We start from the raw sequence: 20757 nt of genomic DNA, 5'->3' as shown, positions 1-20757 counted from the left end.
CTAAGCCGCGCTTTTCTATAAATAATAGGGGTATTATTCTGCCGCTTTACATGCTGCAACAGCTGGTGCAACAAGTTCAAGGCCTGTTTTATCACACTCAGGTAAGGCTGCATCAGACACTGCAATAGGTGTCACGCGTTCGCCCCATTTAATGTAACTTGCCGCCCACGTTAAACCTGCACCAAAGGCCGCTGACATAATGTTTGAGTTAGGTTTGATAAGGCCTTGCTCAACAGCTTCACAAATTGCAATCGCAATTGTTGCAGCAGACGTATTACCGTAGTCGGCAATGTTCACCATTACTTTTTCATCAGCTACTTTCAAACGTTGCTGAATAGCTTGGATAATACGTAAATTGGCTTGGTGAGGAACTAATACGTCAATGTCATCAAGCTCTAACTGTGCTTGGTTCAGCACGTCGTCACAAGCTTCACTCATACCTTTAACAGCACGCTTGAAGATTTCGCGACCTTCGAATAATAAGTTAGACGGGCCAATTGGCTCGTACTTATTTAAATCGCTACCAAAGTTTTCGATGTGCAAGATATCGCGGTCTTCACTGTCACAGCCTGTTTTAGTCGCAAGTAAACCTGATGGTGTATCTGAAGCTTCTAAAACAACCGCACCAGCACCATCACCGAATAATACAGCACTGTCGCGACGCGCCCAGTTGATGTACCAAGTCATGCGCTCAGCAGCAATAACAACCGCTTTTTTGATCATGCCTGCACGAATTTGTGCCGTTGCTGCTTGTAATGCATATAAAAAGCCTGAACATGCAGCGTTAGTATCCATTGCTGCTGCGCCAACCGCACCAATGTTTTTCTGCACTAAAGAGGCCGTATTTGCCACCATAGTTGATGGTGTACAAGTCGCAAGAAGTACAAGATCAATGTCTTTACCATCAACACCAGCACAAGCAAGGGCTTGCTTTGCGGCAACGGTCGCTAAATCGGCAGTAGAAACATGGCTGACACGGCGAGATTTGATGCCTGTACGTGTTGTGATCCATTCATCATTGGTATCAACAATATTGCTAATTTCATCATTGCTGATGCTTGCTGGTGGTATACATTTACCCCAGCCAGTAATTTGGGCATAAGACATAATGTGTTCTCTTTATGTGGTCAGACTTGTTAAATTTTTCCGAAGTTATATCAAAATTCACTTGTTAACACTAGTTCATTGCCGCGCTATGTCGTAAATAATGGCATTTACTGAGTATTTAAGTTAAACCTAGTATAAAAAAGAGGCGATTATGAAAAAAATAAACCTAAAAATAAGTACATTATCGGTACTGTCTTTATTATCTTCGTTTGCTGTTAATGCACAAACCACCATTATTCATGCTGGAAAGATTCTGGTAGGCACTGATCAAGATGTCAAAGAGCAGCAAACGCTGGTTATTGAAGACAATAAAATTGCCGCAATAAAAGCTGGTTTTCTAACAAAGCAGCAATTAAACCTCAGTGATGCAGATGTTATTGATTTAAAAAATCAGATGGTATTGCCGGGTCTGATTGATATGCACGTTCATGTTACCTTTGAGCGAGATGCAAAACGTAACCCACACCAATGGGCAACTGAATACGAAGCCGATTACGCTCTTCGCTCTCTAAAGTACTTACAACGTACGGTTGATGCAGGTTTTACCTCTGTGCGCGACCTAGGTAGCAGCTATCAAGTTATCTTTCCATTAAAGCGAGCAGTTGAACGTGGCGACATTGTTGGCCCGCGCATTTTTGCAGCGGGAGATATGATCACACCGACCGGTGGTCACGGTGATATGCATGGCTATCGCCGTGATATCACCAAAGCGACAGAAGGGGGTGGCTTAGGGGTGTGTGATGGCGCTGCCGATTGTACTCGTGCAGTACGCGATGTAATTAAAAGCGGTGCAGATGTAATTAAAATTACCGCGACAGGTGGTGTATTAAGTAATACAGCGGCAGGGGTTAATCAGCAATTTACTGATGAAGAACTCAGTGCCATTGTAAACACAGCCCATCATTTAGGCCGCAAAGTGACCGCTCATGCTCATGGCACAGAAGGTATAAAAGCAGCACTTAGAGCAGGTGTTGATTCAATCGAACACGGCTCTTTTTTAGATAAAGACACGGTTAAGCTTTTCAAAAAGCAAGACGCTTATTTAGTTCCAACCTTACTCGCTGGCGCAACAGTTAAAGAAGAGGTACTTAATAATCCGAATATGCCAAAAGCAATTGCTGATAAGGTCGAAGTAGTTGCGCCAAAAATGGAAGCATCGTTTAAATTGGCGTTAAAAAACAAGGTTAAAATAGCCTTTGGTACAGATTCAGGCGTATCTAAGCATGGTGATAATGCTAAAGAGTTCGAGTTATTAGTTAAATATGGCATGACACCAAAACAAGCTATTAAATCAGCCACCGTTGAAGCTGCTAAACTATTAGGTCAAAGTGATAACCTCGGTGACTTGAGTGTTGGTAAACAAGCAGATATTATCAGCGTGAATATGAATGTACTTGATAACATTAGTGAACTTAGTCAGGTTCAGTTTGTTATGAAGGGCGGTAAAGTGCTCAAACAGTAAGGGTTACTATGGGCGGTAAAATTAAAGAGACGTTATTTAATCATTTAATTGATGCAGAGCGACAGCTCCTTGAGCCAGAGGTACGTCAATCTGCTGAAGCGCTTGATGCATTACTTGATGATGATTTTATTGAAATAGCCGCTGATGGCACGTCATTTAATAAGTTCCAAGTTTTAACCCGCCTACCAACTGAGGTGGTACCGCAGTTTTATAATCAACATTTTAAAGGCCGAATGCTCAGTGATGATATTGCACAGCTAAGCTATCAAGCGGCCTTTAGACGTTCAGCTCGCTCAGAGTTTAACTACTCAGTGCGTATGTCACTGTGGCGTTTTAATGGTAAACAATGGCAAATGGTGTTTCATCAAGGAACGCCTTGTGCTGTTTTTACAATTTCAATGGACGATGATTAAGCTTTAAAGAGTCCGTTATGCAAACCGATCCGGCGATCAGTCGCCTACTAATTTTAAGAAGCGCCGCAATCGCCGTGCAGTTTGTTGCTGTGATTGCGGTATATTTTCTGTTTGAATACCAAATTCCATTATTACCTTTACTTGCTGTAATTTGTATTGAAGCAATCTTTCAGCTGTTAAGTATATTCGCTTATAGAAAAGTAACGAAAGCCAAGCCAGCAGCTGTGTTGATGCAGTTGACAGCCGACTTATTGTTTTTAACTATTTTGCTCTCCTTAAGTGGTGGAGCAACAAATGCATTTGTTTCGTTATTACTGTTACCGATAATGATAGCGGCGGTGACGGTTAATGCGAAAGGGCTTGCTTACACGGCTGTGCTGGCAATCGCCGCTTATAGTTTTTTACTGATAAAAATGCCCGAACACACCATGCACCAAATGCAGATGACTCATCATTTTATTGGTATGTGGATTAACTTTGTTATCAGCGCCATCGTTATTGCCTTTGTAATTGGCACATTAAACAGCACGTTAAGAGCCAGAGAAGCTACTATTTCCCGTACCCGCGAGCAACAATTAAGGCATGAGCAATTATTAACGCTTGATGGCGCTGCCGCACAAGTAACGCATCAACTTGCAACGCCGATAGCAAACTTACAGCTGTTATTTGAAGAGCTTAAAGAGCAACAAGCTGATGACCCCATTGTGCATGAAATGGCCAAGCCATTAGCTCAGTGTAAAGAGCAACTTGCTCATTTTAGGTCACTTTCAAATGCACTAAGAACTGGTGAAACACAACAAGTGATTAGTGCTAAAGCACTGCAAAATACCATTCAAGATGCGATGACTCTGCATTTTCCTGAGCAAAGCTTACAGTGGCTAAATGACGCCCCTGATTGTTCGATTTTAAGTGATGCTATGCTGTTACCGGCTATTTTAAACTTGTTACAAAACGCCGTATCGGCAAATAACCATAATCAGCAACACAACATCGAAGCTAAATGGCAAATCGATGAGCAAATACTTTCATTGTCGTTACGTGATTTCGGTCAAGGATTTAGCGAGCAACAAATGGCATCATTAGGCGGTCAGCTCATGCCAAGTAGCGATGGAATGGGAATGGCAGTTATGCTTTCTAATGTAACCTTAGAGCGCTTAAATGGCTCATTAACACTAAGTAATCACCCACAGCAAGGCGCGATTGCGATGGTTAGTTTAAAAATTGTATGAAACTTTTAATTATTGAAGACGATGCAAACCTTGCCAGCACGCTTGCGAGGCGCTTTACAAAACAAGGCTTCACATGTTCACTTGCTCATAACGCTGAGCAAGCTTTACAAAAAACAACCACTTTTGAGGCAAGCCACTTTCTGGTGGATTTAAAACTCGGGGATGATAACGGCCTTGCGCTAATTAAACCTTTAAGAGAACAATTTCCTTCAGCTCGTATCGTATTGCTCACGGGGTTTGCCAGTATTGCCAGTGCAGTAGAAGCTATACGTTTAGGTGCTGATGACTACTTACCAAAGCCTGTCGATTTCAATTCATTATTAAAAACAATCTTGGGTGATGTTGAAGCTGGTGCCTCATCGGTAAACCCAGAGCCAAGCCAAATAATGTCGCCAGAGCGTCTTGAGTGGGAGCATATTCAACATGTATTGCATAGCAACAATGGTAATATCTCTGAAACTGCGCGCCAACTGAATATGCACAGAAGAACCCTACAACGTAAATTACAGAAAAAACCCGTACAACACTAAATTGATTGTTTATTAAACTGAAATAATTCTGCGGTTAATCCTAAAGTATGGTTTAGATATTAATAGGTACAAAACTCAGCCTTTTTGATTTGCTGCATCGCTGATCCTTAACTAAAGTCAAATTAAACCTGTTAGTTGTATGAGTCTGGCGTATGCATTTTTCAGAACTTAATTACTTCGCGATCTTTTTTGCTGCCCTTGCATCTTTCTTATTGGGCGCTGTGTGGTATTCACCTTGGCTTTTTAAACGTATTTGGATGGAAAGCTGTGGTTTAACTGAACTTGACCTACAGAGTATTAACCCAGTTATGGTGTTTGGCGGTAGCTTTGTTTTATGTTGTTTAATTGCATTTAGTTTATCGTTATTTATTGGCGCAAATGTCAATGTGGGAGTAGCTGTTGGCACAGGGTTTATTATTGGCTTGTGCTGGGTTAGCTGTGCCTTAGGTATTGGCTATATTTTTGAACAACGCCCATTAAAATTGTTCTTAGTTAATGCAAGTTATTCAATATTACAGTTTTCTGTTATCGGCTTAGTTTTGGGGCTCTGGCCCTAACATGTTAAGGTAAGGTTTTATTTTAGCAATGTAGTTGTAATGGCAAAACCAAACAAAAAAGGCCCGACCAAAACAGTCGATATTTTTTGCTCACAATGTAAAACCCAATTATTTAAATACCGCAAAGGTGGAAAAGGAGCGTTGGTTAAATGTTTTGTTGAACGTATTAGCCAAGACTTTACCAATGAAACAGGTATCTGCCCTGACTGCCAACGTCAATTCGCCCGCGAAACAATGATCCGCGGTGCACCTGCTCTAAAAATTATCGGTGGTAAGGTAACGCATAAATAGAATTAAAATACGGACATTTATCCTCGTTTATCCCTCATGCTCTGATACTATTGACCGGTTTGCTGTTTCAATGAATGAAAACAACCCTCCCCATGGATTGGGCCAGTTGTATGGGTATAAACACATGAACAAAATGGATTCACGCACGTGATAGCACTTTTATTTGATATTATTGGCATGACAGGCACATTCTTAGTGGTTGGTGCTTTCTTTTTATTACAACTGAATAAAGCATCGCCAACCGGCCTTGTGTATAACATGATGAACTTAACAGGTGCGATTCTGTTACTGATTAGTCTTTGTTATAACTTTAACCTTGCTAGTTTTGTTATCGAAATTTTCTGGATAGCGGCGTCACTTATTGGTTTATATAAGTACATCAAGGCAAAGCGTACTGGTAATGTTGAAACAGCTTAATTAAGCTTAGCTCAATAAAATTAAAACCCATTTTTAGCTGAAAGTGGGTTTTTTTGTATCTACTTCCGAGAAGTCTTCAACTAAAACTATAAAAACATTGCAAGCTTGCCAATCTTTTGTATTAATAGTGTAAACAAGGTGTTGCTTTTGCAGCATGGGCTATTAGTACAGGTATCTCGCAGCGTGAAGCTTTTAAGATGTTCAGCACTTTTTTCAATTGCAGTTGCCTCAACCATTCCAATGGTTGCAAATGCGACTGACGAGCAAGACTTATTCTCTTTAAGTTTTGAAGACTTGCTTAATGTGCAAGTCGATATTGCTAGTAAAACCAGCGAAACCTTGTCATCTGTTCCTTCAACCATGAGTGTATTTAGCCGTAAACAAATTCAAGCGCTTGGTGTTGATAACGCCTATGAGGTAATGAATTTTGTGCCAGGTATGCAATCAACCCGTGGCGATTGGGTTGGTGCTGTGCCTAAAGATCATGCTCGGGGTGTATACCTTGATAGCGGCAATGTACTGGTGATGATCAATGGTGAGCGTGTCAATGAATCATCATTTGGTAAAGCCTCTGTTTACATGCCTTATATTCCTATTGAAATCATTGAAAAAATAGAGTTTATTCGCGGTCCAGGCTCGGCGCTGTATGGCAGTAATGCGTTTTTAGGGGTGATGAATATTGTTACCTCTAAAGAGCGAAATGCTCTGCAACTTGTGGTTGGCAATAATGGTCGCTACGGGGCAACAGGGCAGTTCAATACCTCTTTTAATGATGATACATCACTCTTTGCGAGTTTTTCGTATGATCAAAAAGACGGCGAAAGCTACCCGCAAGGAGTAAAAGATCCTCTTGAAGCGCTTTACCTAGAAGCAGGTGTTGATTACAAAAAGCTGCAATTACGTGCTCGTTACAACGAAACCTCTCTTGATGAATTTTTAAACCTTGCCGGCTATTCAACGCAAAACCAACACACTAGTGATAACACTTTTGTTGGCATTAAATATAATTGGATTAATAACGACAAGTTAAAGCTAGACTCTAGTTACTCGTACACTAAACATAATATCTCAAGTGCTGGTTTAATCGCTGCGTTTGACGATATACCTGACTTTTTACTTGGTCCAGCTTGGCAAACGATCGATAGCAAATTTGAGACTGAACTGAGTTATCAATTTGATAATCAATGGCAGCTTGCCGCTGGTATAGAATACGCAGAGGCTAAACAAGTCGAAGCTGGGGTACGTACTAATTACTATGATGATGAGTCGATGTTAGTGATTATTGACCCCGCTTATTATCAGCAAGGTATTGTGACGGTGATGGACTTTCCTGAATTTGCATCACTTAAATATACCTTCGAAACATATAGCGCCTACGGGCAGTTAAAAATACCTTATTCAGATGCACTTACTTTATTTGTAGGGGCACGCTATGACGATGTGAAAGACATCGACAGTAAACTTTCGCCTCGCCTTGCGGGTGTTTATGTAATAAATCCAGAGCATACCGTAAAAGTGCAATATGGCGAATCGTTCAGAACCCCGGTTACTAATGAGCTTTTTTCAAATGATGATGTCACAGTAGGTAACCCATCACTTCGCTCTGAATCGGTCAAAACCACTGAGCTTGTTTGGCATTATCAAACCTCAGAGTTACAGGCTAATGCGGTGCTTTTTTATAATGAACTCAATGATTTTATAAACATTGAGCCAACGCAATCTAATGATGCCTTGTTTACTTTTACAAACTCATTTAACACCCAAAACAGCGGTATTGAACTTGATGGTACTTGGCAATCGAGTAAAGAGTTCTCTGTAACAGGTACTTATACGCAATACTTTGAAGACCCAATTAATGCGAGCTTTAAGCGTTTTGCAAGCTTAGTGAGTAGTTATAATTTATCTGACAGCTGGCAAGTGAGTTTAAACCTACTATGGCGTGATAAAGTAGAAGTAAGTTCAGTTACCGGTGCTCACTTTAAACAGTCTGCCTATAGTTTATTGGGTGGCAGCTTAAAATGGCAGCTAAACGCTAACAGCCAACTAATGCTCAAAGCAGAAAATCTGTTAGGTAAAAAATATAATGTGTTTGATCCACGTATGGACAATGGCGCTGTCGCTGGTACAACAGAAGATTTATCGTTACACTACCAGTTTAATTTCTAGTTGCGCTGCTCTCAAAGGTTTGAATGTCGTCATTAAGTAAAAAGTTAGTTATTGCAGGTGCAATGCTTTTATTGTTGCTTGTGTTAGTTTTTTACCTTGGACGCGCTCACGACTATCAACAAGCAGAGCAACAAAGCCGTGTTCAAGCTACTCAGTTAAGTCATTATTTTTCAAGCGAATTAGCCCGATTTAAAACAATTCCGACCCTAGTGAGTGCCAATGATTTAGTTAAATCTTTTGTGGTTAAGCAAGGTATAGGCGAGCAGGCTGTTAATTATTATTTAGAAGATATCCAACGTGCCAGTGGTGCATCAGATGTCTATTTAATGGATTTAACAGGCTCGGTGGTGGCAAGTAGTAACTGGCAAGTTGATTACACCTTTTTGGGTAGTAACTTTGCTTTTCGGCCTTATTTTTATTTAGCCAAGCAAGGTGAAAAAGTTGCTTATTTTGCTTTAGGTATGCGTTCCAGTGAGCGGGGCATTTACTTTTCAGAGCCCGTTATAGAGAAGGGCAAAGTGATTGCCGTTGTCACGTTAAAAGTGAATGCGAAAAAGTTTGAACAAGACCGACAGCTACTTAATGCATCAGACAGCACTCACTTTTATATCGCACTAGAAGATAGCGTCATAGTGATGTCAGACGTTGAGGACTGGCGATTAAAGTCACTTGAATCGCTTAACGACGAACAAATGGCTGCTTTGGTTAAGTCGAGACGCTATTTGTCACATAAACCGAGTTTACTTAAACATAATCATAAGTCTTTAAGTGAACAAACCGCACAGCAAAATATTCAGCTTAATGGCAAGCAAGCGCGCTTTATTAGTGCCACAGAAACAATAGACATTATAAACGCCAAAGCCAGTGTGCTGGTGGATGTAACTAATGTGGAGCTTGCGCAAATACCTCGGCTGCTTTGGTTTAGTGTGTTTTATGCTATTGCCGTGGTGTTAATTCATATGGCGATGGTGCGCTTTGCGGGCTACAAAAAGCTCTTGTTTTCAAGACATAGCCTTGAGCAAGAAGTAATTGAACGAACCCAAGCGCTCGAAAAAGCGCAAAAAGCACTGATCCAAACAGCTAAGCTTGCAACGATAGGTCAATTAAGTGCGGGCATTAACCATGAAATCAATCAGCCCTTAAGTGCCATGAACACTTATTTAGTAAGTGCAAAGAGGCTGCTTATTAAAGGCAATATTGAGCAAGCCAGCGAAAATTTAGTGCTGGTGCAATCCCTAATAGAGCGTGTTCACAAAATTGTCGCTCAGCTTAAGCATTTTAGTAAACCCGCACAAACCCAACTTAGGCAGCAAAGCTTAGCGAGCATGTTAAAAAATGCGTTAATGATCGCCAGCGCCCAGTTAAAGCAAGACGATATCGAGGTAAAAGCTGCTGATATTGATGCAAACATAACGGTGTGGGTCGACAGCGTTAAGTTTGAACAAGTCTTGGTAAACGTGATCACCAATGCCAGCCAAGCAATGAGTGAATCTGAAAAGCGCGAATTGAGTTTCGACCTCGAACTATTCGACGACCGCGTAAAACTCTCTATTCTTGATACAGGCCCAGGTATTGATCAACACGCATTAGGTAACATCTTTGAGCCATTTTACAGTACAAAAACCAGCAACGGTTTAGGTTTGGGTTTATCTATTTCACGACAAATTATCGACTCATTTAACGGTCGATTATCGGCGCATAACCGTCCTGAAGGCGGCGCACAATTTATAATAACCCTACAAACAAATAAGGAACCATCATGAGTGTAGTTGCAGCGACCTGTAATCAGGTAATCGTTATTGATGACGAAGCGGTGATCCGCGATTCATTAAAGCAACTCCTTGAGATTGAAGGTTATCAAGTTCAGTGTTTTAGTGAGCCAACTGCGGCACTTTCAAAATTAAGTCGTCGTTTTGAAGGGATCGTTTTAAGCGACATAAACATGCCAAAAATGGACGGTTTGGCACTTTTAGAACAAGTGAAAGCCTTTGATAGTGAACTTCCGGTTATTTTTCTTACCGGCTTTGCCGATGTATCTGTAGCTGTTAAAGCCATGCAGCTTGGCGCTTATGATTTATTCGAAAAACCTTTAACAGAGCAATTGTTAGATTGTATCGCGCGCGCTTCAGAAAAACGTGCTTTAGTGATGGAAAACCGCGCCTTAAAAATCGCAGTAGAGAAAACCTCTGCGCCGGGTGTGCGAATTTTAGGTGAAACCGAGCAAATGCAACAAATGATGCATTTACTCAATGCAGTTATCGATACTCCCGCTGATGTTTTAATAGAAGGTGAAACAGGAACAGGTAAGGAGTTAGTTGCCCGTTACTTGCACGATCAAAGTAACAGATCAGCGGCTAATTTTGTTGCCATAAACTGCGGTGCAATTCCCGAGCAACTGATTGAAAGCGAACTCTTTGGTGCAGCCAGTGGTGCATACACAGGTGCTACGCAATCTCGCCAAGGTAAATTTGAATTTGCTAAAGGCGGTACTGTCTTTTTAGATGAAATAGAGTCAACGCCTGCAAGTTTACAAGTAAAGTTATTAAGGGTGCTTGAAGAGCGTAAAGTAACGCCTGTAGGTGATAACCACGCCATTGATTTAGACGTGCGTATAGTTGCAGCTACAAAAGTAGACTTAATGACACTGGTCGAAGCGGGGGAGTTTAGAGCCGATTTATATTACCGCTTAAACTTAGTTAAAGTGAGTATTCCGGCATTACGAGACAGAAAGGCCGATATTCCACTGCTGTTTAAACATTTTAGCTCGATAGCAGCGACACGTTTTCATAAACCGCCTGCACCACTAAGTAGTGAAGCAAAGCAGCGACTTCTTGCTTACGATTGGCCGGGTAATGTGCGAGAGCTTAGAAATCAGGCTGAACGTGCGGTATTGCTAGGCTCTGATCTGGCCTTTGCCTCGTACAGTGATGCAAACAGTGACAACGAGCTTGCTCAAGACTTAAGCCTTGCTGAGAAAATTAGCTTTTATGAGCAGTCACTTATCGAAGAAGCGCTAGAACGAAACAATGGCAGCATAAAAGACACCATGGCCACATTACAAATTGCACGTAAAACCCTCTACGACAAGATGACCAAATACGGTATTAATCGCGAAATGTTCAAAGACTAAGCAACTCTCTCACATTAAACTCTTCACAATGGGTGGAACTGGTGACAGCACATTTTTAAAAATGTGTGGATATCCACCCATAAAAAACAGCCTCTTTTACGTCAATAAAGTTAATTTACTGTTATTTAACAGCTTTTTTAAAATTAACTAAGTTGGCAACCAACTTGCCTTAACAGTTAGGAACAACAATTTGAACCTAATAAGGGGCGCATAATGACAACAATATACACTCAGACAAAAACACGCGTAGCAGCGGCTGTGATTTTAGCGAGCACAGCTGGCTCAGCAATGGCAGCAGACTACGCGGTATACGGTAAAGCAGAAGTTCAAATAGCAAACACAGATACAGGCGTTATGCGCTATGCAGATGAAGGTACGCAAATCGAAGCACCTTTTTCTCGTATTGGTATTAAAGGTAGCCACAAACTAACTGAGTCGCTAAAAGCAGTATTCAAATACGAAGTTCAAGTAAAAGGCTTTGAACATGACGATACCAGCGAGCCATTTTCAGCTCGTAATACTTACTTAGGCCTTGCAGGTGATTTTGGTGAAGTGGTTGTAGGTCGTAACGACACTCGTTTTAAATACTCAGAAGGTAAAGTAGACGGTTTTAACGAAACCCAAGCAGATATTGCTCAGTTGATCCCAGGTCAAGACCGTATCGGCGATACCATTACCTACAGCTCAAAAACATACGGTGGCGCATCACTTGCGTTAACTTATGCACCAAAAGATGACAGTAGCAACGATGAAGATGGTTTTGCGGCAACGGTTATTTATGGTGACCGTGCATTAAAATCTAAAGACTATTATGTTGCTATCAGCCATGTTGATGCACTTAATAAGTTAACAGCGAGCCGTGTTGTTGCAGCATGGAAACTTGATAACCTACAGTTAGCGGGTTTATTCCAGCGTAGCGAATCAACCGACGGTACGAAAGAAGGCAATGGCTATGCACTTAGCGCAAGCTATGCAATCGATAAATGGGTACCTAAGCTGCAATATGTTAAAGACGACTCAAAAATTCGCCATGCTGAAGAAGGTAAACAATGGACAGCAGGTGTAGACTATGTTTTTGATAAACAAACCACAGCATACTTATTCTATACTGATTTAGATTTAGAACTTGAATCAGACAACAGCGTTGCAATTGGCCTTAAATACAAGTTCTAAGGAGTCGGTATGTCATTAGTAAATCAAACAAAAGATGGCTCACAGCCACGCCCATTAATGAGCACAGTAATGTTACTGCTGGGCCCATTAGTGATGTTATTAACTTGCTTAATCGATCCACCAGCGGGTATGAGTGTATCAGCACTACGTACCGCAGGCCTTGCATTTTGGATGGCTTCTTGGTGGGTAAGCGAAGTTGTGCCTATTCCTGCTACTTCATTATTGCCACTGGTTATATCACCTCTTGCTGGCATTGCAGCAATCAAAGGGGTCGCGTCACCTTATGCACACCCTTTGATCTTTTTATTCTTAGGCGGCTTTTTGATCTCAATCGCGATGGAGCGTTGGGGTTTACATAAGCGTATTGCACTCAATACCATGCTTCGTGCTGGTACTAAGCCAAGCCTACAAATTTTAGCCATGATGTTAGTAACGGCATTTTTATCAATGTGGATGTCAAATACAGCAACTGCTGTGATGATGTTACCAATTGCTATGTCAATTACTATGTTGGTTAAACAGTCTAACCCTGAAAATGATCAATTTGGTAAAGCGTTGTTATTATCAATCGCTTATGGTGCAAGTATCGGTGGTATTGCTACTTTAATTGGTACCCCACCTAATGCACTTATGGCTGCGTATTTATCAGACAGCTACAAAATTGATATTGGCTTTGCTGAGTGGATGAAAGTAGGTGTACCTCTTGCAACTGTTATGCTGGCTTTATGTTGGGTTTGGTTAACTAAGTTTGCTTATAAAGTAGATACCGATTGTGCCAAAGCAGCAAGTAAAGATACTAAATCGTTATTCTTATCGCAGTTACAAGAGCTTGGTGCAATGCAGCGCGCTGAAAAAGGCGTAGCAGCCGTGTTCGTTTTAGCGGCAGTATGCTGGATCTTCAGACCTGTACTTGCCGACTTATCGGGCTTAAAAATCTCTGATACGGGTATTGCTATTGCTGCAGCATTATTGTTGTTCGTGTTACCGGCAAACAAAGGTGATGGTGAGCGTATTCTTGATTGGGAAAGTGCCGCTAAAGTACCGTGGGGCGTGTTGCTTCTATTCGGTGGTGGCTTAACACTGGCTGCGCAAATCAAATCATCTGGCCTAGCTGAGTATATTGCTCACATGATTGAAGGGGCGAGTGCAATTCCATTGGTGTTAAGTGTTCTAGCAGTGGCAACCTTAATCACTTTCTTAACTGAGATCACTAGTAACACAGCTACAGCTGCAGGTTTCTTACCACTATTAGGCCCTGTTGCTGAGTCAGTATTTGGTACACCGCTGGTATGGGTCATTCCAGCGGCTATTGCGTGTAGCTGTGCGTTTATGATGCCAGTTGCGACACCGCCTAATGCAATAGTGTTCGGCTCTGGGCAAATTCAAATGCGCGATATGATCCGCTCTGGATTTGCACTGAACATAATTGCTATTGCGATGATCACTGTAGTTACTATGACTATTGCCGCAGTGGTATTTGGTTTTTAGTTAAGCCTTTAAGTTTTCAACCTATTCCAACCAATAACAGCGCTCACTATGAGCGCTGTTTTTACATTTATAAAGTTGCTCAGATAAATTTAGCTAGTTATAGTGGCTAAAATCGTTTATCAAGAGATGATGTTTTGACTGATATACACGCACAATTACAGAGTGAATTTATAAAACTCAACGATGCTTTTATGGCAGAGCCTTATTTAGCCATTGATCAGCGTATTAAGCTTTTAAAAACGATTAAATCCCGCCTAATTGAAAATGAGCAAGCCCTAGTTGCAGCAACAAGCAAAGACTTTGGTTACCGTACCGAGTTCGATACGGTACTGGGTGACTTATTGCCAACGGTAAAATCATTAACCGACACCATAAAGCGCTTACCTAAATGGTCACGAAACGAATCACGCAGTGTGGGTATCAGTTTATGGCCTTCATCGGCACATATTCATTACCAACCTAAAGGTGTCGTGGGTGTTATTGCGCCGTGGAATTACCCAATTCAATTAGCATTAGTACCGGCTCTTAGCGCATTAGCGGCGGGTAATCGCGTGATGTTAAAACTAAGCGAATTTACCCCACATACTAATGCTGTTATTAAGCAAATAATAGACGGTGACGTTGCTGAGCACTGTATTATTGTTGAAGGCGAAGCCGACACTGCCTCCTCTTTTTGTGATTTACCTTTTGCTCATTTACTATTTACTGGCTCAACATCAGTAGGGCGTAAAGTGATGCAAGCGGCCAGTAAAAACCTCACCCCAGTGACCCTTGAGTTAGGCGGTAAATCACCGGTTGTGATTCTTGATGATGTGAATATCAAAGAGGCTGCAAAAACTCTGTTATTTGGCAAGCTAAATAACGCAGGGCAAATATGTGTTGCGCCTGATTATGTATTTGTACCTAAAAAGCTTGAGCATCAGTTAGTTCTGCAACTTAGTGAATTGTATAAAAAGCACTTTAAACAAGGTGTTGAAGGTAAGAATCTAACGTCTATTGTCTCTGATAGACAATATCAACGTTTAATTGCGACATTAAATGATGCAAAAGACAAAGGGGCTCAAGTGTTTGAGCCAATAGAAGGGCATCAAGTCGATGAACTTAAACATCGCATGGGTTTGCATATTTTAACGCAACTAAATGACGATATGCAGGTAATGCAAGATGAGATCTTTGGTCCTTTACTGCCAATTGTGAGTTATGAATCACTGCAACAGGTGATTGGCACCATCAATGCCGATTCATCACCTCTTGCCTTATACATTTTGGGTCATGACAAAGACAAAATCAGCAAATTAAGCGCATCAATCAGAAGTGGTACATTGGCAATTAACGATGTATTGATGCAAGTAACAGCCGATCAGTTACCATTTGGTGGTATTGGTGAGTCTGGGATGGGGCACTATCATGGTATTGAGGGCTTTAAAACCTTTAGCCATGCACGAAATACCTTAGTATCAGGTAAATTTAATCCACGTACCAGCTTGTTGTTAAAGCAAAATAAGTTGCTTATCAAACTATTAAAATGGATGTACTTGCGCTGATAAGCGCAAGTACACTGCTTGTTATAGACGCCCATCAGGTGCGTATAAACCAGCCTGAATTTTTGCATAAATCGCGTCTGCTTTTTCTTTCGCAGCTTCAATTTCTGCAGGCATCATATTGCGCTCATCAAGCTTACGGCTATGGCTTGCATCCATGTTGCCGTTGTATTCAGCAATGGTATTCCAAATGTATGATTTCTCGAGATTCTTAGGAACACCTAAACCCTCGTAATACATCAATGCCATATTAAACTGAGCAAGAGTAAAGTTATTTGCTGCCGCTTTTTGGTACCAGCTAAGCGCTGTGCGGTAATCTTGAATTACCCCTTCACCATTGGCGTACATAACCCCTAAATTAAACTGCGCTGCTGGGTGATTTTTTTGTGATGCCATTTCATATAATGAAATTGCTTTTTCTTTATCAAGTTTGACACCTTTACCTTCTTGATAAAGTACACCTAATGCAAACATTGAATCAGCATGTACTTTTTTTACTGCCTTTTCGTACAACTCTGCTGCTTTACGGTAGTCGCGTTGCACACCAAAGCCACCTTCGTACATTTTAGCAAGCTCATACATTGCAGGGGCATAACCTCTGTCTGCAAGGTAATTAAATTCATGAAGCGCTTCTTCAAAACGACCTTCATTTGCCGCTAATTGGGCATCTTCAAGACTGGCATTTGCTAAAGGTGACAAGATTAACGTGCTAGCGAGCAATAGTGATTTAAAATTAGGCTTGATCATAGTCTGCCTCCAAATGTGTGTTAGGTATCAATAACAAAGCATTGAGCTATTGATAAAATGCATTGCCAAACAGCCACTGAGCAAAACATCACTTTTAGTTTAGACCCAACAGCTGCAAATGCCCAATTTATAGACAGCGGCAAGCTTTGCAATTAACAAGTAGGCTTAAGATACAGATTTTACAGAAAAATTAAAGAAATAAAAAAAGCCCGTAGCGGGCTTTTTCGTGTCATATCTACCGTCACCGATATGAGCAATGTAGCAAGTAAAGTGTAACGTTTTATGTCTATGTTTGGGTCGAGGAAACAGGTGACAATCAAGAGTTACGTCTTGAACTAACTTGGTTAAACAGCATCAAAGCCTTTAACAGCATGATGTTGCTGTGAGAATAGTTTAGCCAACCAAGTTGTTGATAACGATTATTACTTAGGTTTAGCTGTTCGTCAATACTTAAATGATAATTAATTTCATTTAATTGCTATTGCTGAATATTTGTTCTCGGTGGTATGTTTACTTTGTTTTGAAACAGGATTTGAAAAAACTACAATGAAAAAGCTATCAAAGTATCTAATCGTATTTAGTTTGTTGTTCACCGTTGCTGGGTGTTCTCCTAGCTTCACTTACAATAACTTAGGTTGGTTATCAGGGTTTTGGATTGATGATTATGTTGACCTCAACAGTGACCAAGCTGATAAATTTAAGCATATCGTCAAAACCAGCCGCGATTGGCATCGAGAAACACAACTCCCTTTATACAAACGTGATCTTGAAAGCTTAAAGGCCATGTTAGATAAGCAAGTTGATCATAACGAACTTAAAGCACACTTCGTACAAGCAAAGCAGCATTGGCAAACGCTGGTTGATAAAATCGAGCCTGAACTTATTGATTTAGCAAACTCTCTTTCATATGAACAGCGAGTTGAGTTTGTTGCTGCACTGCAAGAAAACATTAACGATGAGTACAAAGAGCACGAAGAAAAATCGCCTGAGCAACATAAAAAAGAACGTTTAGAAGAAAACCTTGAAAACTATAAAGAGTGGTTCGGTACCAAGCTATCTGCACAGCAACAAACACTGATAGAGAACTCATCAAATACTCGAGTCAGTACATTTTTACTGTGGATGCAATACAAACAAAAGCGTTTAGATACATTAAAAACGCTGTTTATGCAAAAACAAAAACCAGCAGATTTCAACCAACAACTTGCTGTTATTATTAATGATCGTTTTGCCTTTATGAGCGATGAGTTAGTTGCCGCCGATGATAAAAATCTCGATAACTACGTTAACTTACTATTGGAGCTAAAGCCTACGTTAACCGAAAAACAACGTCGTAATATTCACGATGAGTTTGATGAATTAATTGATGAAGTGGCTGACTTAATCGATGACTAAAATTCTACTGGAGTTCAGTTGTTTATTTTAACCATAATACGCTTTGCCACTATAGCCTAAGAATTTAAAACAGTAGGGTTTATGTTTTAAGCCTTGGGACTGATCTATAAAAATAAAAATGAAAAAATTGTGAAAATACTCTATATCGTACTGATTTTATCTTCTTTCGTGTCTCACTTTCCCGCACTGGGAAAAAAGTTAACGTCACAAAGTGAATTGTCTACTCAAATTGAACAAGCATTGAATAATGAATCCTTAGTTGGGGTCGTCTGGTCAACCTTTTCAGAAGGTGAAATTGAATTAGGGGCGAAAGGGCTCGCAGGTTTAGATTCGAAAATGACGACTGATAACAAAGTTCAGAGTGGTTCTATTGTTAAAACGCTTATTGCCACTGGTGTATTACACCTTGTAACAGAAGGTAAACTGTCTCTCGATACTCCGGTTGATGAAATTTTATCTGATATTGATTTTAAGAATTCCTGGGCTTCAACAAACCCTGTTCGGGTTAGACACTTGCTTGATCACACATCTGGTCTCGAAGATATTCGACTTTGGCAACTTTTGACGACAAAAGCAGAGCCTGATACAGCCCTACAAAATACTATTGCTCCAAATCAATTACATATAAGAAATCGCCCAGGTAGCCGCCTTTCATACTCTAACATTGGTTATGCTTTACTTGGTATGGTGATTGAAGCGGTTGTTAATGAGCGCTACGAAGCATACCTCGATAAACAATTACTAGCGCCTCTGGGTATGCACATGAGTACGTTTAAATTTGTATCACAAGAGGGGGCTTTTCACGATCCAATGCTTGCAATGGGTTATTTCGAAAATGGTGTCAGCCAAGTCACACTTCCTATGTATTTAAGGCCTGCAGGACAATTCACAACAACAGCTAATGACATGGCACTGTTTGCTAGATTCTTGATGGGTGATGGAAAAGTAAATGGGCGGGTATTTATCGAATCTTCATTGTTAAAAAGTATGGGTAAGCCTTTCAAAACCGAAGCCGCTTTAAATCAATTAACGGACATTGGTTACGCGTTTGGAGTTACAACTCGCGATAGGCATGGTGTAGTAGGTAAATGTCATAGTGGCTCTACTTTGGGTTATCGGACTAACTTTTGTTATTTCCCAAATGAGCAAAAAGCATTTTTTATAGCTTTTAATGCTGATATCGAAACAGCTGATTATAAACAATTTGATGATATGTTGATTAATCACCTTGATATTAAAAAATATAAACCATTGACGCCATTAAGCTCAGAATTAAAAGTAGATGAATGGCAAGGTTTTTACACACTTTCTCCAACCCGAATGAAACGTTTTGAGTATTTTGACCAATTACTTCATTTTGCATCTGTATCATTGGATGGGGGGGATTTAGTACTTAAACCCTTTCAGGGGCACAAGAAAGTCTTGCACCCTGTGGGCGGTAATTTATTTCGCGAGAACACAAAGCGAGTAGCTTCTCATGCACTATATATTTCTGACGGTGGTAAACACTTAATCACCGATGGTTTTCGAACATATAAGCAGACCAGTCTTTGGGTACTGGTACCAATGTGGTTGAGTTTATTATTTGGGTTAATCGGTTTGATATGGATACTGATTTACGGCTCTATTTGTTTGGTTTTAGGCCGTTTTAACTTAATGAGAAAAGTACTGATTCCTTTTTTAGCTACGACATTTTTGCTGGTTCCACTGCCATTGTTCTTGACTCAGTCATTTTTGCGTATTGGTGAGGTAACACCCGCGAGTAGTATTTTAGCTATAGCAACGACAATTTTACCGTTTGCCATGTTGTTTGGTTTATGGCGTGTATTAAATTATAAAAAAATGCCTCTTATTAATTACTTGAATGGTTTTGCAATGTTTTGCACATTGCAATGGTCTGTCATTTTAGTGATTTGGGGAGTGTTCCCCCTAAAGCTTTGGGGCTAGTTGATTTAATATTCACTGTAATAGAGTGCATCTTTATGCACTTTTTAGTAATAACTTGTTCCTATATTACTTGTTTCGCGTTAAAATTAGGCAATTACAACAATAACGAGAAACCTGATGGATATTGGGGCGCTAAGAGGCACTCAAGCATTACGAAATAACGTTCTTAAATGGATGGGCTTTTGTCTTGGTGTACTTGCAGGAATATTCGCTGGTTTTAATCTTTTTATTAATGACTTTTTTGTTCTTGGGGCATTAGAAGTCGTTTTTGCATCGTTTTGTTTTTATATCTTTTTTTATACTCGAAAACGCAACGGTCATCTTTGGCAATCACTCACATTGTGCGTTTTCTTATCGCTACTCATCACGTTAGGCACGTATCTCAGCGACATTAAAAGTTTGTTGTTTATTTGGACTTGCTCACTACCGGTCTTGTTTTATCTGTTATTAGGTAAACAATACGGCAAAGTTTTGTCGCTGATAGTGGCTGTGCTACAAGGTGTTATTCTATTAACCAAGCCAAGTCTTGAACCTCTCAATAGTGTTAACTTTTTACTTAATTTTTCGTTTACCTACATCAGTATATGGGCGGTGTCTCATACTTTTGAGAATAGTCGTGCACAATACGGTAAGCGGCTCGAAAACTTAGCCTTACTTGATCCTTTAACCGGGGCAGGTAACCGCTTAGCGATGACCCATTATTTTGAAGTTGAGCTAAAAAACAAAAATGGTTTGTTTATTTTAATGCTAGACCTTGATTACTTTAAGAATATTAATGATCAATACGGCCACGATGTGGGCGACCGCATTTTAATTGAAGTAACCAGTTTCTTCAGGCAGCGCATTAACAGAGGCTATGTTTTTCGTATTGGTGGTGAGGAGTTTGCTATTTTTTTACCTGACAGCGACCCGCAAAGTGCATATGAATTTGCAGATATGCTGCGCGAGCAGTTATCAACGACTATCCACAACATAGACGAGCAAGCTATTAATTTGACTATTAGTATTGGTGTTGCTTGCTACATGCCAAATCAAACCCTAAAAAACTTTATTAAGCGTGCTGACGATGCACTATACCAAGCAAAACAGCAAGGCCGAAATAGAGTGGTAACGGCTTATGAATTAAGCAATCAAAATAAAGCGAGTTAGTGGCTATTCAAGCTT

General features: G+C 40.4%; 18 protein-coding genes. 16 read left to right on the top strand and 2 right to left on the bottom strand.

The features are described from left to right. Positions 1-33: 33 nt before the first annotated feature. Positions 34-1107 (bottom strand): ketoacyl-ACP synthase III, encoded by a 1074-nt coding sequence (locus tag PASHI_RS10405; protein ID WP_054563970.1) that lies wholly within the window; start codon positions 1105-1107, stop codon positions 34-36. Positions 1108-1258: 151 nt separating this feature from the next. Here PASHI_RS10405 and PASHI_RS10400 point away from each other — a divergent pair, with 151 nt between their 5' ends. The 13 genes from PASHI_RS10400 (at position 1259) to PASHI_RS10340 (ending at position 15507) form a co-directional block, all read left to right on the top strand. Next, positions 1259-2569, top strand: coding sequence for a metal-dependent hydrolase family protein (locus PASHI_RS10400; protein ID WP_062565542.1), 1311 nt, complete (start codon positions 1259-1261; stop codon positions 2567-2569). An 8-nt stretch (positions 2570-2577) separates the two neighbouring features. Further along, complete coding sequence (locus PASHI_RS10395) at positions 2578-2982, top strand: nuclear transport factor 2 family protein (RefSeq protein ID WP_054563972.1); 405 nt, start codon at positions 2578-2580, stop codon at positions 2980-2982. Between the two features lie 17 nt (positions 2983-2999). Further along, complete coding sequence (locus PASHI_RS10390) at positions 3000-4211, top strand: sensor histidine kinase (RefSeq protein ID WP_062565541.1); 1212 nt, start codon at positions 3000-3002, stop codon at positions 4209-4211. Beyond that, a complete protein-coding gene (locus PASHI_RS10385) occupies positions 4208-4741 on the top strand; it encodes a response regulator transcription factor (protein ID WP_062565540.1) in 534 nt (177 codons plus the stop codon). Before PASHI_RS10390 ends, PASHI_RS10385 begins: the two co-directional genes overlap by 4 nt. 152 nt (positions 4742-4893) lie before the next feature. Further along, the gene (locus PASHI_RS10380) at positions 4894-5298 is read left to right on the top strand and encodes a DUF1761 domain-containing protein (protein WP_054563975.1); all 405 of its coding nucleotides are present in this window, start codon (positions 4894-4896) and stop codon (positions 5296-5298) included. Between the two features lie 39 nt (positions 5299-5337). Beyond that, on the top strand, positions 5338-5589 hold the full coding sequence (locus PASHI_RS10375; RefSeq protein WP_054563976.1) for a hypothetical protein: 252 nt from the start codon (positions 5338-5340) through the stop codon (positions 5587-5589). A gap of 147 nt (positions 5590-5736) precedes the next feature. Beyond that, positions 5737-6006 (top strand): CBU_0592 family membrane protein, encoded by a 270-nt coding sequence (locus tag PASHI_RS10370; protein ID WP_054552127.1) that lies wholly within the window; start codon positions 5737-5739, stop codon positions 6004-6006. 183 nt (positions 6007-6189) lie between these two features. Continuing rightward, positions 6190-8172: a TonB-dependent receptor plug domain-containing protein gene (locus PASHI_RS10365; RefSeq protein WP_244269391.1), complete on the top strand. Its 1983-nt coding sequence runs from the start codon at positions 6190-6192 to the stop codon at positions 8170-8172. A gap of 23 nt (positions 8173-8195) precedes the next feature. Beyond that, entirely contained in the window at positions 8196-9935 is a 1740-nt protein-coding gene (locus PASHI_RS10360; protein ID WP_062565539.1) for a sensor histidine kinase, read from the top strand. After that, positions 9932-11302: a sigma-54-dependent transcriptional regulator gene (locus PASHI_RS10355; protein ID WP_062565538.1), complete on the top strand. Its 1371-nt coding sequence runs from the start codon at positions 9932-9934 to the stop codon at positions 11300-11302. The genes PASHI_RS10360 and PASHI_RS10355 overlap by 4 nt, the downstream gene beginning before the upstream one ends. 213 nt (positions 11303-11515) lie before the next feature. Then, positions 11516-12475, top strand: coding sequence for a porin (locus PASHI_RS10350; protein WP_062565537.1), 960 nt, complete (start codon positions 11516-11518; stop codon positions 12473-12475). 57 nt (positions 12476-12532) lie between these two features. Beyond that, the gene (locus PASHI_RS10345; RefSeq protein WP_058584394.1) at positions 12533-13963 is read left to right on the top strand and encodes an SLC13 family permease; all 1431 of its coding nucleotides are present in this window, start codon (positions 12533-12535) and stop codon (positions 13961-13963) included. A 191-nt stretch (positions 13964-14154) separates the two neighbouring features. Further along, the gene (locus tag PASHI_RS10340; protein WP_082710934.1) at positions 14155-15507 is read left to right on the top strand and encodes a coniferyl aldehyde dehydrogenase; all 1353 of its coding nucleotides are present in this window, start codon (positions 14155-14157) and stop codon (positions 15505-15507) included. Positions 15508-15528: 21 nt separating this feature from the next. Here PASHI_RS10340 and PASHI_RS10335 read toward each other — a convergent pair whose 3' ends face one another. Further along, entirely contained in the window at positions 15529-16251 is a 723-nt protein-coding gene (locus tag PASHI_RS10335; RefSeq protein WP_054563984.1) for a tetratricopeptide repeat protein, read from the bottom strand. A 546-nt stretch (positions 16252-16797) separates the two neighbouring features. Here PASHI_RS10335 and PASHI_RS10330 point away from each other — a divergent pair. The 3 genes from PASHI_RS10330 to PASHI_RS10320 all read left to right on the top strand — a co-directional run bounded on the left by PASHI_RS10330 (position 16798) and on the right by PASHI_RS10320 (position 20742). Further along, a complete protein-coding gene (locus PASHI_RS10330; protein WP_062565535.1) occupies positions 16798-17646 on the top strand; it encodes a DUF6279 family lipoprotein in 849 nt (282 codons plus the stop codon). Positions 17647-17739: 93 nt separating this feature from the next. Next, positions 17740-19593 (top strand): serine hydrolase domain-containing protein, encoded by a 1854-nt coding sequence (locus PASHI_RS10325; RefSeq protein ID WP_082710905.1) that lies wholly within the window; start codon positions 17740-17742, stop codon positions 19591-19593. A 117-nt stretch (positions 19594-19710) separates the two neighbouring features. Then, on the top strand, positions 19711-20742 hold the full coding sequence (locus tag PASHI_RS10320; RefSeq protein ID WP_062565533.1) for a GGDEF domain-containing protein: 1032 nt from the start codon (positions 19711-19713) through the stop codon (positions 20740-20742). Positions 20743-20757: the final 15 nt, after the last annotated feature.

Origin of the sequence: Pseudoalteromonas shioyasakiensis (genome assembly GCF_001550135.1) — a bacterium.
GTDB classification, from domain to species: domain Bacteria; phylum Pseudomonadota; class Gammaproteobacteria; order Enterobacterales; family Alteromonadaceae; genus Pseudoalteromonas; species Pseudoalteromonas shioyasakiensis.
This window is presented reverse-complemented; position numbering and strand designations above follow the sequence as displayed.

Coding starts and splice junctions, on each gene's coding strand:
- PASHI_RS10405 (WP_054563970.1), bottom strand. CDS start 1,107: ATGTCTTATGCCCAAATTACTGGCTGGGGTAAATGTATACCACCAGCA.
- PASHI_RS10400 (WP_062565542.1), top strand. CDS start 1,259: ATGAAAAAAATAAACCTAAAAATAAGTACATTATCGGTACTGTCTTTA.
- PASHI_RS10395 (WP_054563972.1), top strand. CDS start 2,578: ATGGGCGGTAAAATTAAAGAGACGTTATTTAATCATTTAATTGATGCA.
- PASHI_RS10390 (WP_062565541.1), top strand. CDS start 3,000: ATGCAAACCGATCCGGCGATCAGTCGCCTACTAATTTTAAGAAGCGCC.
- PASHI_RS10385 (WP_062565540.1), top strand. CDS start 4,208: ATGAAACTTTTAATTATTGAAGACGATGCAAACCTTGCCAGCACGCTT.
- PASHI_RS10380 (WP_054563975.1), top strand. CDS start 4,894: ATGCATTTTTCAGAACTTAATTACTTCGCGATCTTTTTTGCTGCCCTT.
- PASHI_RS10375 (WP_054563976.1), top strand. CDS start 5,338: ATGGCAAAACCAAACAAAAAAGGCCCGACCAAAACAGTCGATATTTTT.
- PASHI_RS10360 (WP_062565539.1), top strand. CDS start 8,196: ATGTCGTCATTAAGTAAAAAGTTAGTTATTGCAGGTGCAATGCTTTTA.
- PASHI_RS10355 (WP_062565538.1), top strand. CDS start 9,932: ATGAGTGTAGTTGCAGCGACCTGTAATCAGGTAATCGTTATTGATGAC.
- PASHI_RS10350 (WP_062565537.1), top strand. CDS start 11,516: ATGACAACAATATACACTCAGACAAAAACACGCGTAGCAGCGGCTGTG.
- PASHI_RS10345 (WP_058584394.1), top strand. CDS start 12,533: ATGAGCACAGTAATGTTACTGCTGGGCCCATTAGTGATGTTATTAACT.
- PASHI_RS10340 (WP_082710934.1), top strand. CDS start 14,155: ATGGCAGAGCCTTATTTAGCCATTGATCAGCGTATTAAGCTTTTAAAA.
- PASHI_RS10335 (WP_054563984.1), bottom strand. CDS start 16,251: ATGATCAAGCCTAATTTTAAATCACTATTGCTCGCTAGCACGTTAATC.
- PASHI_RS10330 (WP_062565535.1), top strand. CDS start 16,798: ATGAAAAAGCTATCAAAGTATCTAATCGTATTTAGTTTGTTGTTCACC.
- PASHI_RS10320 (WP_062565533.1), top strand. CDS start 19,711: ATGGATATTGGGGCGCTAAGAGGCACTCAAGCATTACGAAATAACGTT.